The following is a 16702-nucleotide window of genomic DNA, read 5'->3' on the forward strand; positions in this document are numbered from 1 at the left end:
ATTATAAAGCTAAACTCTCTTTTCAAAATTAGGTGGAACACACGATGGTCGAACTAAGTACCTTAGACTGGGCAGTGCTAGCAGGATTTTTTGTCCTGTTACTTGGCGTTGTCGTGATGTCTATGCGACAAAAAGAAGAAGACACCGCTGATTACTTTTTAGCGGGTCGTAATGCAAGTTGGTTAGTGATAGGTGCCTCTATTTTCGCATCAAACATTGGCTCAGAACATTTAGTGGGTCTTTCAGGTTCAGGTGCACAATCGGGTATGGCACTAGCTCACTGGGAGATGCAATCGTGGATCATTCTACTACTCGGTTGGATTTTCGTGCCTTTCTATTGGAGTAGTAAAGTCTACACCATGCCTGAATTCTTAGAGCGCCGCTTTAACTCTAAATCACGTACTTTCTTATCTGTAATCTCATTGATTAGTTATGTATTAACCAAGGTCGCAGTAACGGTTTATGCCGGCGGTATCGCATTTAAAACAATCTTAGGTATTGAGAGTATTTGGGGTATCGATTTCTTCTGGATCTCAGCCATTGGCCTTGTAGTGATAACAGGTATTTATACGGTGCTTGGTGGTATGAAAGCCATTATGTGGACCTCTGTGTTGCAAACTCCGGTGCTCATTATTGGCTCCTTAGTCATACTCGTTGTTGGTCTAGATAAAGTAGGTGGCTGGGCAGAAGTTGAGCGTATCAACGATGCTAATATGCATCTTATTCGTAGTGCTTCAGATGCTGAGTTCCCTTGGCCTGGCATTGTATTTGGTTCATTCATTATTGGTTTTTGGTATTGGTGTACCGACCAATACATCGTACAACGTGTTTTATCTGCAAAAGGCATTAAAGAAGCACGTCGCGGTACCATGTTCGCCGGTTACTTAAAGCTACTTCCTGTATTTATCTTCTTAGTGCCGGGCATGATTGCATACGCATTGAATGTTAAAGGTATTATTAGCTATGACAGTGCTGACCAAGCATTCCCAACTCTCGTTGCTGAGCTATTACCAGCTGGTGTTAAGGGGATTGTAATTGGTGGTTTAGTAGCAGCCCTTATGAGTTCTTTAGCATCATTATTTAATTCGTCAGCGACCTTGTTCACGATTGATTTCTATAAAAAATTCAAACCTGAATCGAGTGAAAAGCATCTTCTTAAAGTAGGCCGTATTGCCACTATCGTTATTGTTATATTAGGCTTGCTGTGGATACCCGTCATGAGTTTAATAGCCGATGTGCTTTATGAATACTTGCAAAGTGTGCAGTCTCTTATTGCACCGGGAATTGCAGCAGTATTCTTACTAGGTTTATGCAGTAAACGCATCACTCCAACTGCTGGTTTTGTGGGTTTAGTATCAGGTTTTGCGCTTGGTATGATCCGCTTAGTGTTGCTGCCATTTAAAGATGATTTAACAGGTTCATCATTTGCGTGGATCACCACGATGAACTGGTTATATTACTGTATTCTGCTATTTGTCGTGGTCGTTGCGATTATGATTGTGGTGAGTATTTTCACCAAGCAAGCAGACGAAGAACAATTGAAAGGTCTTACTTTCTCAAGCCTAGATAAAGCAACGATGAAAGAAGTAGCTGCCGGCTTAGATAAGTGGGATTACATTCATACCGCGGGTATTATTGGTATTACTGCCTTTATTTACTACCGCTTCTGGTAATCGTTCGTTCCCAAAGTTGTAGGGCGCCAATTGGCGCCCTTTTTTTAAAAGTTGTTAATCGGCGAGTTCTGGTGAGAACACTGGAAAACCGTTTTTATCCCACGTAATAATGCGTGCTCGCGCATGGCGATTTGGATCTGTAAGCGGTGTGCCTTTCAGCTCTTTATAATCACGACTGTGATAAATCATTAAATCGGTTACACCATCTTCAGCTTTTACAAAACTGTTGTGCCCAGGGCCAAAACGACCAAGCTCAGCATTGGTGGTGAACACCGGCTCAGCCTTCTTATGCCAACTTGCAGGATCAAGTAAATCAGCATTCACATCTGCCCATAGCAAGCCCATCGCATATCGATGATCGGTGGCACTGGCTGAATAAGTAACAAATATTTTATCGCCATGGGTAATAACTGCGGCACCTTCGTTCACCTTATAGCCTTGCACTTCCCAATCAAGGGTTGGCTCTGTAATCGTGATAATAGGCTCTTTAATTGATGTTGGAGAGTCCATTTCAGCTAACCATAAAGCTGAGTTATAAGTTGCAGGCTGGTTCTGCTGCGCCCAAATCATATAACGCTTACCCTTGTGCGTGAAACTTGTGGCATCAAGCGAAAAACTATCAAGGTGGCTGGTTACTTGCCCCATTTCTTGCCACTCACCTTGCATCGGGTTAGCACTGTCGTTTTTAAGCGCATACATACGAATACTGAACGGCTTTTCGATATCACCTGCGGCGAAGTAGATATACCAACTGCCATCAATCTGATGTAGCTCAGGGGCCCAAATATTGACACTCATTGGGCCTTTATCGCGCTTTTGCCAAATAACTTTCGGCTCTGCTAATTTTAAATCGTTTAAACGACAAGCTTGGCGCAGCTCAATTTCATCAAATTTCGGCGAACTACCAATAAACGTGTAACAACCACTTTTATCATCACGAACTAACCATGGATCAGCACGTTTGAGTACAATGGGGTTATCAATTGGCGTTAAAGTCTTGCTACTATTAGCATCAGCAAAGGCTGACAATGACGAGGCGCTTAACGCACTAACAAGCGTTAGCCGAGATATTTTTTTGAGCATAATGTGTCCTGTATTTCGTCTCGATTTTATTGTTAATATTGTATTACATATTATATAGTAGCTGAATGAACACAAGAGTTAAAACAACAAAAGGTATTCAAGCATGAGACTCGTAAGTAACGTGACACAAGCGATGAAGTGGCTTTCAACAGGGCTACTTTTTTCTGCCGCAGCCGTATCTGCAAAGCAAGTTGAAGTACACGATCCGGTCATGGCCAAAGAAGGCGACACGTATTATGTATTTAGCACAGGCCCTGGCATTACCTATTATGAATCGAAAGATTTAACCAACTGGAAACTCACAGGTCGCGTTTTTAAAGATGAGCCAAGTTGGGCAAAGCGTGTTTCCCCTAATTTCGGGGGCCACTTATGGGCACCCGATGTGTACGAGAAAAATGGTAAATTTTACCTTTATTATTCAGTCTCTGCATTTGGCAAAAACACCTCTGCAATTGGTGTAACGGTTAACGAAACCCTTGACCCAGCCTCACCTGATTACAAGTGGATTGACTACGGTATTGTGGTTGAATCAGTACCAGAGCGTGACGATTGGAACGCTATCGACCCTGCGATTATCGTAGATGACAAGGGTACACCGTGGATGAGCTTCGGTTCGTTTTGGGGGGGCTTAAAGCTAGTACAACTTGATGATGACATGGTTCGCTTAGCAAAGCCTGAAAAATGGCACCACATTGCGAGTCGTCCAAACACGGAGCATGGTCCGATTGAAGCACCTTATATCTTTAAAAAGAACGGCTATTACTACCTATTTGTATCATTTGATAAGTGCTGCCAAGGTGTAAAAAGTACTTACAATGTTCGCGTAGGTCGCAGCAAAAATGTTGAAGGCCCATATTTAGATAAGCAAGGTCGCTCAATGATTGATGGTGGTGGTAGCTTAGTTATTGAAGGTAACAAAGATTGGGCAGCCCTTGGTCACAATGCTGCATATACCTTTGATGGTAAAGACTATTTAGTATTACACGCCTACGAAACAGCAGATAATGGCGTGCAAAAGCTACGTATTTTACCTATGAGTTGGAAAAACGATTGGCCTGTTGTTAACCCAGCCGACCTAAATAAGCTTACAACCAAGCTTAAAAAGTAATTATTCAAACGTAAAAAACCTGCAAAATTGCAGGTTTTTTATTTACTTAAGTGACCTAGTTTGAGGTTCCAAGAAGGTACTATTAATTAAAATCAAGCAAAGTAATATCAACTAGCATGGGGCTTTGACAGCCTTGCTGATGCTTCTTTTCAATAAACGAACTATACACATCACGTGCAAGGTGCGCAGGTATTAAAATCTCAAAGTGACTGCCTTTATTCATTAATTGCAGCGCCTCTTGTAAGCCCACTATCGCCTCTGCAATTTCGTACTCTACAGCAGCACCTTGCTTGCGAGTATCGAATAACACCCGACCATTTTTAAGTGTAACCCGTTGATGCACAACCACTGTGGCATCCCAACTAGGTTTATCCCCCTGACCTTGCTCAATTATTCGATAACCAAGCCCTGTGGGTGTGTGATAAAAACTGTGTTGCTCAGCGTTGTTATCTATAAGCGACGGTAAGATTTGCTCTTTAGCCGTCGCAAACACATTGTTGCTTAACATAGCCAACTCTTTATTGTGTGTTGATTAAACGAATACCATAGATACCACCAGCAACAGAGTCTTTGTCGGCAGCAAAACGTAAGGTAAGCGTTTTCGACTTTTTCATTGCCTCTGTTAATGGGTAATCAATGGTGTAGAACTCATCAGTTGGCTTGCCTACGGGCAAACTGACTGCAGCTAATTGCTCACCATTTAAATTAATAGAGAAATGACGGTCCACATCGCCAATAAAATAGCGAACACGCAAAGCAACCGCTTTTTGTTCTGGGTTACTAAGCTGATACTCAAACCAACCTGTCGCATCGCGCCAGTGATGACCATTATTGACACCTGCACGGGTTCCTTCACCTTTAAAGTCGTGTTCAACTTCAGGTTGTTGCTCACCCGGCGTAATTTGATCAACGGTTAATAAACGAAGTTGCTCTTTCGCTTGTTCAACAGCTTTTGCATTGGCAACAAATTGCGTGAACTGAGCTTTGCTTTGCTGCGGCCAATACACTTGATAACGACTATCGTGTAAGCGGAAGAACGGAATTAGCTCAGTACTTTTGGTGTTATCGATACCTTGTTTAGCAATCGCCACATTTTTATCGGCGATAAATGCAAGCTCTTGGCTCGGTTTACGAGTGAGATCGGCAATAAATTTTTCTGGCTCACTCAGCATGATTGGTAGAGCTTCTGGCGGACAAGTTGGCCCTGCAGCGATGTGGCCCATGCGGCTATTGTCAGCAACAAAGTTAAGCTTTTCATTTGCAAAAGCGTGTACTTTAGTAGCCATTACAACAGGTCCGTACATCACAGAATAATAATGTTGACCATCAGGTAGCTGCTCAGTATAAAGCTTAGGGCTAAGTTCAAAAGCAAGCTTATCACCGCTTTGCCATGCATGGCTGATACTGTAATAACCGTCATTTTCGGTTGCGCTTACAGCCTGTCCATTTAAAGTAAAGCTCAGCTCACCCTGTTGCCAAGACGGTTTACGAATATGAATTACCGACTCAGAGCTTTGCTCTTCAGACAAGCGATTCACAGTAAGTGAGACCTTGTTATCATCTGGGAATTGGCTGTCTTGCGTGATCTGTAAACCCTGCTGCTGCCAATTTAACGTGCTTGGAATAAACAAGTTTACCCATAACTCTTTACCGATATTGCTATAAATCAGCTCACCATATTTGCTGTGATTTTCAATACCTGAGCCTACGCAACACCACATAGAATCTTGCACTGACGAATACATGCGGTAATGCCCAGGGCGCATTGAGGTAAAGTAAACAAGACCACCATGCTCTGGGTGTTGTGACGATAAAATATGGTTATATGTGGCGCGCTCATAATAGTCTAAATAGCGCGTATCACCGGTTTTTAAGAACAATAATTTACTCAGTTTCATCATGTTGTAAGTGTTGCAGGTTTCTGGGCCTTCAACATCTTCAACCATGGGCGTGAAGTCAGTTTTATCATGAAAATGCTCACGTACCGAGTTACCGCCAATAGATACTGAGCGCTCTTGGCTTACTGTTTTCCAGAAAAAGTCAGCACCTTGCTGCCATGCTTTATCATCGCTGGCATTAGCCACTTTCAACATACCAATAATTTTTGGTATTTGTGTATTGGCATGCAGGCCAGTTAACTTATCTTCTTTATGTAACAACGGTTCAATAATGATGTTATGAGAGAACTGTCGGGCTAGTTTTAAGTAGCGCTCATCGTCACTGATAAAATACATATCAGCAAAAACATCATTTAAGCCACCATGCTCTGAATACAGCATTTGTTGAACTTGCTCATCAGTTAGCTTAGCAGTGGTCGCTAAGAACCATTCGCCTAACTTAAATAGCATTTGTTTGGCTTTATCACAGCCTGCCACGTCGTATGCATCACGCAAGCCATGGAAAATTTTATCGATGTTATAAAGTGGTACCCAGCGGTCGTTTAAGCTGAATAAGTCGGCTTTGATTTCACCTCTTTCAATCTGCTGCCACATTTCATCGCCATTTGGGATACCGCCTAAGTAACCACCTGTGGCTTGTTGAGCGCGATCCAGCTCACTCAGCATATAATCTAAACGCTGCTTTAATTCTTCATCACCTGTGGCAGCCCACGCAAGGCTCAAGGCAGAAAGATAATGACCGCCAATATGACCATCAAGGCCTGTACTTTCCCAGTTGCCATAGTTTGGCGCTTTTGGCTCAAGGCCTGCTTCACGCAGATAAGGAGCAAGCAGCTGATCAGGATGAAGTGCTAATAAATAACGCACATTAGTTTGTTGTGCATGTAAAAACGGGCTGGCACTTAAACTTATTTGCTTGAGGGCAAATAAATGTTGTTCGCTGGTATGTTCAGCATGCTCAACAGAAGCAGCTTGTTTACTGTCAGTTGGCATTTCACTGCAACCGCTCACAGTTAATATTGCAGCGCAAACGCTTGCCAAATAGCTAACTTTGAATGTGTTCATACTGTTGTCTCCCAGCGAATTGTTATTTTAAAGAGCAAAGCGCACACACTTTTTAAGTGTGTGCGTTTAAAGAGTAGTTATTTTGGTAGGCGTTTATGAATAACCATATCCGTATAGTACTCATCGGTAATTTTGTATTTTTTCAAGATCAGACCTAGCAAGGCGTGGAATACACCAGGAATGATAGTTAGCATCAGTGCTAAGCCCATTAGGGTAAATTCGGTTTGCTCAACGTTAGGCTTGTACTCAAAAAATGCCAGTAATAAACCACCCGCTAAGCCAGCTAAACCGCCCCCTGCTTTTTGGCAGAATGAAATACCACCAAACGATAGACCCGATGCACGGACGCCGTCTTTAATTTCACCGTAATCTACGGCTTCAGCAATAGCAGACCAGAACACAGGTGCATGTAAATCAACCACAAATGACAAGATGATATAAAGCACAAACGCCATCATTACATCGCCCGGTTGCACCACAAAGTACATTAGCAATGAGATGAATAGCACGGCAATTTGTGATTGACGGAATAGCTTCATTTTACAGTAACGCTGGGTGATCCACGTACTTGCCACCATTGAGACAATAGATGCTGCAATACCCGCACTCGTAAAGGCCCCCGCTAAATCTGGTACACCTAAATAATACGTTGCGTAATACATAGCAACACTGCCACGGATCGCATAGCCAAGCGTACCAAGCACACATGCTGCACACAGTAGTAACCATTGGTCATTTTTAATAAGTACTTTTAATTGCGTAAGTACACCTTCGGTTTGTGGCTCATGAGTAATACGTTCGCGAGTAGTAAAGAAGCAAAACAAAAATAGTGCTACGGCACATGCCGATACCAATGCCATTGCCAGTTTATAACCATACGACAAGCTGCCATCACCCCAATATGAGGCAAGTAGCGGCACTGAAAATACGATTATTACATTAGCAATTTTAGCGAAGAACATACGGTAGCCGTTGGCTGACAAACGTTCTTTAGGATCAGCGGTTAATACACCAATGTAAGAAATATAAGGAATGGCAACACCGGTAAACATCAAGGTTGCAAACAGGTAAGTGGCATAAGCCCAAGCCAACTTCATGTTGTAGTCGAAATCAGGCGTAGTAAATAACAGTACGACCGACAAACCATATGGCACAGATAAAAATAAGAACCAGTGACGGAACTGACCCCAACGAGTTTTCACTTTGTCGGTGATCACTCCCATTAATGGATCGGTAAAGGCATCAACAAAACGCGCCACTAAAAACAACACCCCCATATCAACCGGATCAAGCCCGTAGATATCGGTGTAAAAGAAAGACATAAAATAGAATAACGCTGCAACCATGACATTCACTGCCATGTCACCGGCACCAAAGCCGACCTTTTCTACAACGGATAACTTTTGAGATTCCATACAACAACACCCTAATTGGTCAATAATGAGTCGCAACTCACTATTTCAAGCAATGTCGAAAACCATCAACATTGCGCATCAAATAAATTTACAGCCTTAGATATTACACAGCTTGGCCATAGCGTTCGTTATTTTTGTAAATTTAATGCTAATCTAATTAATAGTATTATCATACTTATTAAATCACAACTCTTTTCGACCGATAGTTTGGTTTATAAAAACCAATAAAAAACCCCAGCAAAGCCGGGGTTTTGGGTCTATTTTAGAAATTTAGAAAGAATAACGTGCGCCAAGTGCAAACGTTCGTGAGTAGATACCATTACCAAAGTTAAATAGGTTGTCGTTACCTTCACCATAGTAGTTTTGATATACGTCATCTAGGATGTTCGTTGCATCAAAAGTAACCACTAAATCATCATTCACATTGTAGCTAAATTGGAAGTCTAAGCTTTGCTCAGGACGACTCCAAAACTGAATTGGATTAGCAAAGATTGCCGCTTCGTTACCTGTGTAGAACTCAGAACGCCACACATAAGATAAACGCATGTCGAATGAATCACGCTCGTAGATACCTACGATGCTGTACGATTCATCAGAAACACCGGCCATTTGCGAATCAACATAACCAGAGATTTCACCTAGCTCATTGAATTCAGGTGTATCCTGTTCTGAATCAAGCATCGTGTAGCTTGCTTGCACACCAAAACCGTTTAAGTAATCTGGTAAATTTTCAGGGAAGTAAACTAAACCAATTTCTAAACCAGACAACTCACCGTTTGAAGCATTCACTGGTGCGCTTAATACATATGGACGTGTTACGCCGTCATCACCTTCGCGCACAACTTGCTTACGACCCGCAACAACTAAGCCTTCAATTTCACGTTTAAAATAAGCAGCATAAAGTGAGCTTGTATCTGCGAAGTACCACTCAAGTGATACGTCATAGTTCTTTGATTCTGTAGGTTTAAGCTCTGGGTTACCACCATTACCTGTACCGTATGTTGCACCTTCTGTTAGAGGATCGTACCAGTATTGCAGCGCGTTTAAGTCAGCAAAGTTAGGCATACGTAATGTTTCTGTGTACGCAACACGACCCACTACATCATCTGTGATGTTCCAGTTAAGCACAAAGCTTGGTAGTAATGCGCTGCTATCAGCACTTGCTGAGCTTTCTTCAAAAACGTTTGAGTTCATTCCGCCAGATTCAGCGACAAAGTCCATATCTTGCTCGTAGCTTACATAACGTAAGCCAAATTCACCGCTAATATCTTCCGTTAAGAAGAAGTTAGTTGTTGCATAAAGCGCGTATGAATTTTCTTCGATATCAAATGTTTTGTATACGTCCTCAGCTTCAATGCCATAAACACTACGAACAGCATCGCCGTTATCTAGCATGTATCCACCATCAGCAGTTATAAAGCTGTTGAATACGTCAGCGCGGCCATCGAAATAATCATCAACCTGGAATACAACGCCTGTACCATCGCCGGATGCACCCGCAGCTGCTAGCTGTTCAATAAAACTTGCTAAAGAAGTGTTAGCAATGCCAGCATCTTGACCACGTGTGTATTCTTGCGCTGTACGTTTTTCGTAACGACCACCAAACTTCACTTTATCGAAGATAGCGCCGCCAATAAGATATTCTGCATCAAATGTGAAGGTTAGTGCATCACCGGCATTACCGCCGCCATTGTCATAAATAGTGCCGGCATTCCAGTTTTCGATAGCAGCCATATCTGCTTCGTTTACCGCTGTATTTGGGTTATCCCAAAACGCGATACCTGGTACACCGTCTTTATCGTTAAAGTCAACGTCTAAGCCATAAGCTCTACGGTCAAAGCGCATTGCAAAAAAATCTGTTTCGTACTCACTGTCTTGGTAAACAACTTCAGTGTTGATGGTGAGATAATCGCTTGCTTGCCACTCGGCTCCTAGAGCATATAAGTAGCTATCTGTTTTACCGTATGAAAAATCGCCACTTTGGAAGCCACCTGCTCCAATTGCTTGCTTTTCTTTAATTACGTTAGTGCCATCAAACACGGTTGGCGTTTCAATAAAGCCGTTGCCGTTTTCAAAAGTATTTGAGAACCACATCGCATTTTGCGATTCGTTTTCGTAACCTGTATAGAAACCTTCTGCTGTAATTTCGAGGGTTTCATCTGGTGCCCACTGTAAAGATACAGACGCCGCAGGACGTTTACGAAGACCTGTGTATGAAGCACCAAAAATTGCATCACGCGCTAGTAAATATTCAGTTGGCTCACCATTTACATCTAAAGTAGAACCTGATGCAGTAGGTAGGCCTAACTCAGTACCTTGAGTCCAAAATTCATTCGGTATACGTGAATACGGCGAATAATTAGCCTGCGGTTTATCAGTAAAGAATGGAAATGCAGCGCCCGCAGTCATAGAATCATCGCGGTAATGTGTTTCAGCGTATGAAATATTAACTAACGCACCAAACTCACCAGCACCGTCGATTTCCCAACGGTTAGAGAGTAATGCACTAATATTTGGATCAACTTCATCGGGTTGATCAGAGTAAATCGCACGTGCCGCTAAAACAACTTTTTCACCTTCGAAGTTGAAAGGACGGTGAGTTTTAATATCAATCGCACCTGCGATACCACGTTCGATTTGATCCGCCGAACGGGTTTTATAAACTGTTACGCCTGAAAGTAAACTTGCAGGAATGTCTTGCAGTGCCACATCACGACCCGCACCTGTAAAGATAGCACGACCATTAACTGTGGTATTAACATCAGTAAGACCACGGATTGAAACCGCGCTTACTTCACCAGCACCACGGCCCGTTGTTTGTACACCTGTTACACGTTGTAGTGCTTCAACTACGTTGTTATCAGGGAATTTGCCAATATCTTCAGCAACAATTGCATCCACGATTTGAACGCTTGCACGTTTTTCATCTAGCGCTTTGTTTAAACTGCCGCGAATACCTGATACTTGAATGACTTCCATCTCATCGACGTTATTATCAGGAGTTTTTGGTGTTTCCTCCTGCGCAAAAGCAAATTGACAGGTAAATGCCATAACTACAGCACTGGCTATGTGTGTTCTTTTAAACATAAGCGGTGTTCTCCAAATTATAGTTATATCGGTCCGCTGAACTTTCCCCATTCAGTTACCGAAGAGTGACCACTGCATTGTGCATCGTGTGTTGTCAAAACGGTGCGCGAGTGTGTCTATATTTTTTATGTTAATACATTGCTGCCTGAACTTTAATCATATTGTATGATTATTTAACAGTCAACTCAAAAAGCCAAATTAAAATAACTGTCATTATGTTTACAAAAAACGTTGCAATTATAACATGTTACAAACTCAAAGCGTGCTGCGTTTTTGTTTTGGGAATTTATTAAGGCCCATTATTATCAGTAGCTTAGCGTTTACTGGTTTGCTTATTTAATTTGTCTTTCACTCATCTAGAGCAACAAAAAAGGGCTAACAAGTTATTTACTCGGCGTATTTTGGTGCTACTATGATTAAAATACAATAATACAATATAGAGCTATTTTTTGCTGCACTTTTGCTGATTTGTTTTGATGTAAACAATCAGTTACTCAGTATAATCAGGCGTACACTGTGTATTATCTGGTCACTTAGAGCGAGCCTTAAGTACAAAAGCAGCAGTTCGAACAACAATTATTAATCACAGAGGACACTCATGAAGAAATTGAAAGCGTTAGCGCTGCCATTGCTTTTTTCGAGCAGCTTAACCGTTGCACAAAACCCATTATTCACCGATGTATTTACTGCAGATCCTGCAGCACTTGTTCATAACGACACCGTATACCTTTATACAGGTCATGATGAAGCACCTAATAATGACGTATTTTTTGAAATGCATGACTGGTTAGCCTTTTCATCAACAGATATGGTTAACTGGAAAAAACACGGTCCAATCATGAAAGCAACAGACTTTAAATGGGCAAAAGGTGAAGCATGGGCTTCACATATGATTGAGCGTGATGGCACTTTCTACTTCTTTACAACTGTTCGCCACAACGATACAAAACCAGGTTTTGCAATTGGTGTTGCTACTTCTAAATCACCAACGGGTCCATTTAAAGACGCGATTGGTCACGCGCTTGTTACTGATGACATGACCAAGCACACACCAAATGATTGGGACGACATTGACCCAGCTATTTTCACTGAAGAAAACGGTGATACTTACATGTTCTTTGGTAACTTAATGCCAAAATACGTAAAGCTAAGCGACGACTTACTGTCTCTAGATGGTGAAATTAAAACGCTAGACTTGCCTAACTTTACCGAAGCATTATGGGTTCATAAGAAAAACGACAACTACTATGTATCTTACGCATGTGAGTTCCCTGAGAAGATCTGTTATGCCATGAGTAAAAGCATTCATGGGCCATGGGAATATAAAGGTATCTTGAATGAGATCGCAGGTAACAGCGAAACCAACCACCAATCAATCATCGAATACAAAGGTAAAGACTACTTTATTTACCATACTGGCGCTGTACCACCGATTGATGGCAAACCAAGTGGCGGGCGTTTTCGCCGCTCAGTGGCGATTGAACCGCTATATTACAATGAAGATGGCACACTTAAACGTATTATCATGACCACTGAAGGTCTAAGTAAACAAGACAACTAATCTCAAAAAGGGCTCTTTAAGAGCCCTTTTTAGTGGTCAAATGTAATACAAATAAACATATTTATCTGAAACCCCTCACTTTAAGCTAAGCAAAAAACTTCTCCGAAAAGAGCAAAAACAGCGAAAAAACGCCAAAATTGACAGCTTGAAAAAATTAAAACCCCGCTGCACACATTGTAAACACTGACACTTCGTGTTTACATATCAATTACCTTTGCAAAAGTATTTGCACATTTTAAATCGTACTATAAAATTACAATACTACGTTCTTATTAGTTTGATATAGGCACGCGGCAATTTTATTGACAACAATCGAATAAAAAAATGAATCCCAGTTTCAAGAGGACACATAAAATGAAATTAAATAAATTAGCCATGGTCATAGCCTGCTCTTTGGCTGTTACAGGTTGTGGCAAAGAAGATGGTACTAAGTTTGACACAGCACCAGCGGTTGCCGACCCACAAAGTGCAAAACCGACAGTAAGCAGCAGTGTTGAATACACTGAATCAGGTAGCGTAATGGTTACCAATGTAAGCGTGCACGATCCTTCTGTCGTTAAAGTTGACGACACTTATTATATTTTTGGTTCACACCTTGCTGCCGCTAAATCAACTGATCTCTTGAACTGGGAAATGATTTCGAGTCTTTCAGCTAACGAAGCTGTTAATGAAAGTCCGCTATTTGATTACAACTACACAGCTGAAATTGCCGAAGGCATCGAATGGACAGACGGTTTCACTGGAAACTGGGCTGCTGATGTTATTCAGGCACCAAATGGCAAGTTTTGGTTCTACTATAACCACTGTGCACAAGACAACCCAGATACACCGGATGTTGTTGATGAAGTGTGCTGGAATCGCTCTTACCTTGGTTTAGCTGAAGCGGACAATATTGAAGGCCCGTATAAAAACAAAGGCATTTTCTTACGCAGCGGTTATCGCTCAGAAGCAGAATTTACAGCATACCCACTTGATAACGGCCAAACAACATGGAACGGTGACGTTGATCCTAATGCCATTGATCCTGCTGCCTTCTACGATGCTGACGGCAAACTTTGGATGGTTTACGGCTCTTACTCTGGCGGTATTTTCGTGCTAGCAATGGACGAAGAAACGGGTATGCCAGAAGCAGGCCAAGGGTATGGTAAAAAGCTAGTAGGCGGTGACTTCCGCGCAATGGAAGGGGCATTTGTAATGTACAGCCCAGAAAGTGAATACTACTACCTATTCTTCTCAGTTGCAGGGTTTGATCTTAACGGTGGTTACAACATCCGTGTTGCTCGCTCTAAAACACCTGATGGCCCTTACTTAGATAACGCAGGTAATGACATTGCAGCTATAGGCGGCCTTGAGGTCGGCGAAAAACTAATGGGCGGCTTTGAGTACACGCAAGAACTTGGCGAAACAGCACCAGCGTGGGGCTACCAATCACCAGGCCATAACTCTGCTTACTATGATGAAGCGACAGGTCGTCATATCTTAGTAACGCATACACGTTTCCCACAAACGTCTACTGAGTTCCCTGAAAATACTGCAGCGCACCAAGTTCGTGTACATGAAATGTTTATTAACTCATTAGGTTGGCCAATGGCTTCACCGCAACGTTATGTGCCGCTTGAAGGCGACAACATGGTTGTTGCTGATGAACTTTATGGTTACTACAAATTTATCAACCATGGTAACGATGTAAACACAGATGCTATTCGTTCAATGCATATTGCATTAAACGAAGATCACTCAGTAACCGGTGATGACCCAGGTATCTGGTACATGATTGATGACTCAAATATTAAACTTGAGTTAGATTCTGGTACTTACTTTGGCGTAGCTAAATGGCAATGGGATGATGCAACTAAAGCGATGGCGGTCACTGTATCGGCCACATCAAGCGAAGGTGCTACCATTTGGGCAAGTAAACGTGATGAAATCACAGATACTGCTAACGTACTGGGTACTGTTCAAGAAGCGCTTGATATTAAAACGGAATTATCAATTGCAGACGAAGGCTATTCATTACCAACAAAAGGTAAAGATGGTGCTGCAATTAACTGGGAAAGTAGTGATGAATACTACATCACCAGTGAAGGCTCTGTATTTATTCCAACACCAGACCGCGGCGATAAAGCGGTTACTTTAACGGCTAATATCTCTTTAAATGGCGAGAGCACAACCAAGACTTTTAATGTAAACCTTGAGGCGCGCCCTGAGTTTAAAAATGCGATTGCACACTATGCGTTTGAAGATTCGTTAAGTGATGGCTTAGGTAACCTTGATGATGCTGGTGTAACAGATAACAACCTGTTAAATGTGGGTGCTGGTACAGCTGCATACGCAGAAGGTCAAACAGGTAAAGCCTTTAACTTTGATGGTGCAACCGGCGTACGCTTACCTGATGAAATCATTAACTCTGACAGTTTTACCGTTTCTTTTTGGTCAAAACCAGACACACTCACTCCTTACACACCACTATTCTTTGCAGCAGAAAATGCCAATCGTTGGATTAGCTACATACCTGGTGGAGCTGCTCATTTTACCGAAAACCCATTAATTTGGAGTTTTTATCTTGGTGATAATGGTGAAGAGCTATGGAATCAAATAGTTCATACGCAAAAAGCAACTCAAAGCGAATGGACTCATGTGGCCATTAGCTATGATGAAGGGATTATGAACTATTACTCGGATGGGGTCTTAGTTGGCTCTATGCCTCGCCCAGATATGTTCAGCCATGAATCTAGTAACTTTGCTCTGGGTGTGAACTACGGCTGGGATTTACCTTTCCAAGGTCAAATTGATGAATTAATTGTATATGACTATGCCCTTAATAGTTTTAATATTAATGCTGCAGCAATGACAAACCAAACCAACCCAGATAACTTCCCTGCATTCATTAAGAGTGCACTTGATTTAGGTGACTTATCTGCAGTACGTGAAAGCTTTGAGTTACCACGTGTAGGTCCATTCGTGTCTGGTATTAGCTGGACGTCAAACAACGAAGAGTACTTAAAACCTGTTAATGGCACTGCTGTTGTGACACAACCTAGCGCGTCTGCTGGCGACCAAGTTGTGACATTAACTGCAACCATTAAGTACAAAGACTTTACTGATACGAAGTCATTCGATGTAACCTTAAAATCACTTGCGCCTGCTGAATACAGCTTTGAAGGTGACCTAAGTGCATTAAACGGCGCATACGCGGCAGGTAAATCAACCGGTGGTTTCATCAATAATACAGGCGGTAGCGTGAGCTATGTTGACGGTATTATTGGCCAAGCAGTATTCCTTGAAGGTTCAGGTGTTCGTCTACCGGATAACCTAATCACTACCAATGACTACTCTGTATCTATGTGGCTTAAACCTGAAAGCTTCACAGATTACACATCCGTATTTTTTGCCGGAGCAAGTGCTAACGCTTGGTTAAGTTATGTGCCATCTATGGCTGGTACAGGCCTAACTCGTTTATGGGCAAATAACGGGGCCTTCTTCGATAATGCAGAACTAGATAGCCGTATTCCTGCAAAAGAGTGGACTCACGTTGCATTCACTGTTGATGGTACCAACGGTGACGTGTTGAAGATGTATGTTAACGGTGAACTACAGCTAGAAACCGGTGGCTTCCCGCGCGTATTCACGGTTCCTGGTGAAACAAATGAGTTTGCACTCGGTGTTAACTACTGGGATACACCTTATAACGGTGCTATCGATGAACTGAAAATTTTCAACGGTGCGATTAGTGCTGAAGAAATAAAAGCACTCTACGATGCAGCTGCTGCACAAGAGTAACAAAGTGAGGTGAGCTGCCTCACCTCAACTAT

The 16702-nt window shown here is 42.2% G+C and carries 9 protein-coding genes; 4 read left to right on the plus strand and 5 right to left on the minus strand.

The features are described from left to right. The first annotated feature begins 44 nt into the window (after window positions 1-44). Window positions 45-1673 carry a sodium:solute symporter gene (locus tag J3455_RS16565; RefSeq protein WP_349562056.1) on the plus strand — a complete coding sequence of 543 codons (1629 nt, stop codon included), beginning with the start codon at window positions 45-47 and terminating at the stop codon, window positions 1671-1673. A 54-nt stretch (window positions 1674-1727) separates the two neighbouring features. On the opposite strand, the gene J3455_RS16570 is transcribed toward J3455_RS16565, so the two are convergent. Further along, on the minus strand, window positions 1728-2756 hold the full coding sequence (locus J3455_RS16570) for a glycoside hydrolase family 43 protein (RefSeq protein WP_349562057.1): 1029 nt from the start codon (window positions 2754-2756) through the stop codon (window positions 1728-1730). A gap of 103 nt (window positions 2757-2859) precedes the next feature. On the opposite strand from J3455_RS16570, the gene J3455_RS16575 reads away from it, so the two are divergent. Further along, window positions 2860-3864, plus strand: coding sequence for an arabinan endo-1,5-alpha-L-arabinosidase (locus tag J3455_RS16575; protein WP_434784472.1), 1005 nt, complete (start codon window positions 2860-2862; stop codon window positions 3862-3864). 82 nt (window positions 3865-3946) lie between these two features. On the opposite strand, the gene J3455_RS16580 is transcribed toward J3455_RS16575, so the two are convergent. From J3455_RS16580 to J3455_RS16595, 4 genes are all read right to left on the minus strand, one after another. Then, entirely contained in the window at window positions 3947-4372 is a 426-nt protein-coding gene (locus tag J3455_RS16580) for an FKBP-type peptidyl-prolyl cis-trans isomerase (RefSeq protein WP_349562058.1), read from the minus strand. A gap of 10 nt (window positions 4373-4382) precedes the next feature. Continuing rightward, window positions 4383-6827, minus strand: coding sequence for a beta-L-arabinofuranosidase domain-containing protein (locus J3455_RS16585; protein ID WP_349562059.1), 2445 nt, complete (start codon window positions 6825-6827; stop codon window positions 4383-4385). A gap of 77 nt (window positions 6828-6904) precedes the next feature. Next, the gene (locus J3455_RS16590; RefSeq protein ID WP_130050180.1) at window positions 6905-8242 is read right to left on the minus strand and encodes an MFS transporter; all 1338 of its coding nucleotides are present in this window, start codon (window positions 8240-8242) and stop codon (window positions 6905-6907) included. 270 nt (window positions 8243-8512) lie between these two features. Then, a complete protein-coding gene (locus tag J3455_RS16595; protein WP_130050179.1) occupies window positions 8513-11329 on the minus strand; it encodes a TonB-dependent receptor in 2817 nt (938 codons plus the stop codon). Between the two features lie 598 nt (window positions 11330-11927). On the opposite strand from J3455_RS16595, the gene J3455_RS16600 reads away from it, so the two are divergent. Both J3455_RS16600 and J3455_RS16605 read left to right on the plus strand, forming a co-directional pair. Next, window positions 11928-12890, plus strand: coding sequence for a glycoside hydrolase family 43 protein (locus J3455_RS16600; protein ID WP_167658278.1), 963 nt, complete (start codon window positions 11928-11930; stop codon window positions 12888-12890). Window positions 12891-13244: 354 nt separating this feature from the next. Then, window positions 13245-16670, plus strand: coding sequence for a LamG-like jellyroll fold domain-containing protein (locus tag J3455_RS16605; RefSeq protein ID WP_349562060.1), 3426 nt, complete (start codon window positions 13245-13247; stop codon window positions 16668-16670). Window positions 16671-16702: the final 32 nt, after the last annotated feature.

The sequence above is a fragment of the Pseudoalteromonas sp. NFXS39 genome, assembly GCF_040148775.1.
GTDB lineage: Bacteria > Pseudomonadota > Gammaproteobacteria > Enterobacterales > Alteromonadaceae > Pseudoalteromonas > Pseudoalteromonas apostichopi.

Coding starts and splice junctions, on each gene's coding strand:
- J3455_RS16580 (WP_349562058.1), bottom strand. CDS start 4,372: ATGTTAAGCAACAATGTGTTTGCGACGGCTAAAGAGCAAATCTTACCG.
- J3455_RS16575 (WP_434784472.1), top strand. CDS start 2,860: ATGAGACTCGTAAGTAACGTGACACAAGCGATGAAGTGGCTTTCAACA.
- J3455_RS16600 (WP_167658278.1), top strand. CDS start 11,928: ATGAAGAAATTGAAAGCGTTAGCGCTGCCATTGCTTTTTTCGAGCAGC.
- J3455_RS16590 (WP_130050180.1), bottom strand. CDS start 8,242: ATGGAATCTCAAAAGTTATCCGTTGTAGAAAAGGTCGGCTTTGGTGCC.
- J3455_RS16565 (WP_349562056.1), top strand. CDS start 45: ATGGTCGAACTAAGTACCTTAGACTGGGCAGTGCTAGCAGGATTTTTT.
- J3455_RS16570 (WP_349562057.1), bottom strand. CDS start 2,756: ATGCTCAAAAAAATATCTCGGCTAACGCTTGTTAGTGCGTTAAGCGCC.
- J3455_RS16605 (WP_349562060.1), top strand. CDS start 13,245: ATGAAATTAAATAAATTAGCCATGGTCATAGCCTGCTCTTTGGCTGTT.
- J3455_RS16595 (WP_130050179.1), bottom strand. CDS start 11,329: ATGTTTAAAAGAACACACATAGCCAGTGCTGTAGTTATGGCATTTACC.
- J3455_RS16585 (WP_349562059.1), bottom strand. CDS start 6,827: ATGAACACATTCAAAGTTAGCTATTTGGCAAGCGTTTGCGCTGCAATA.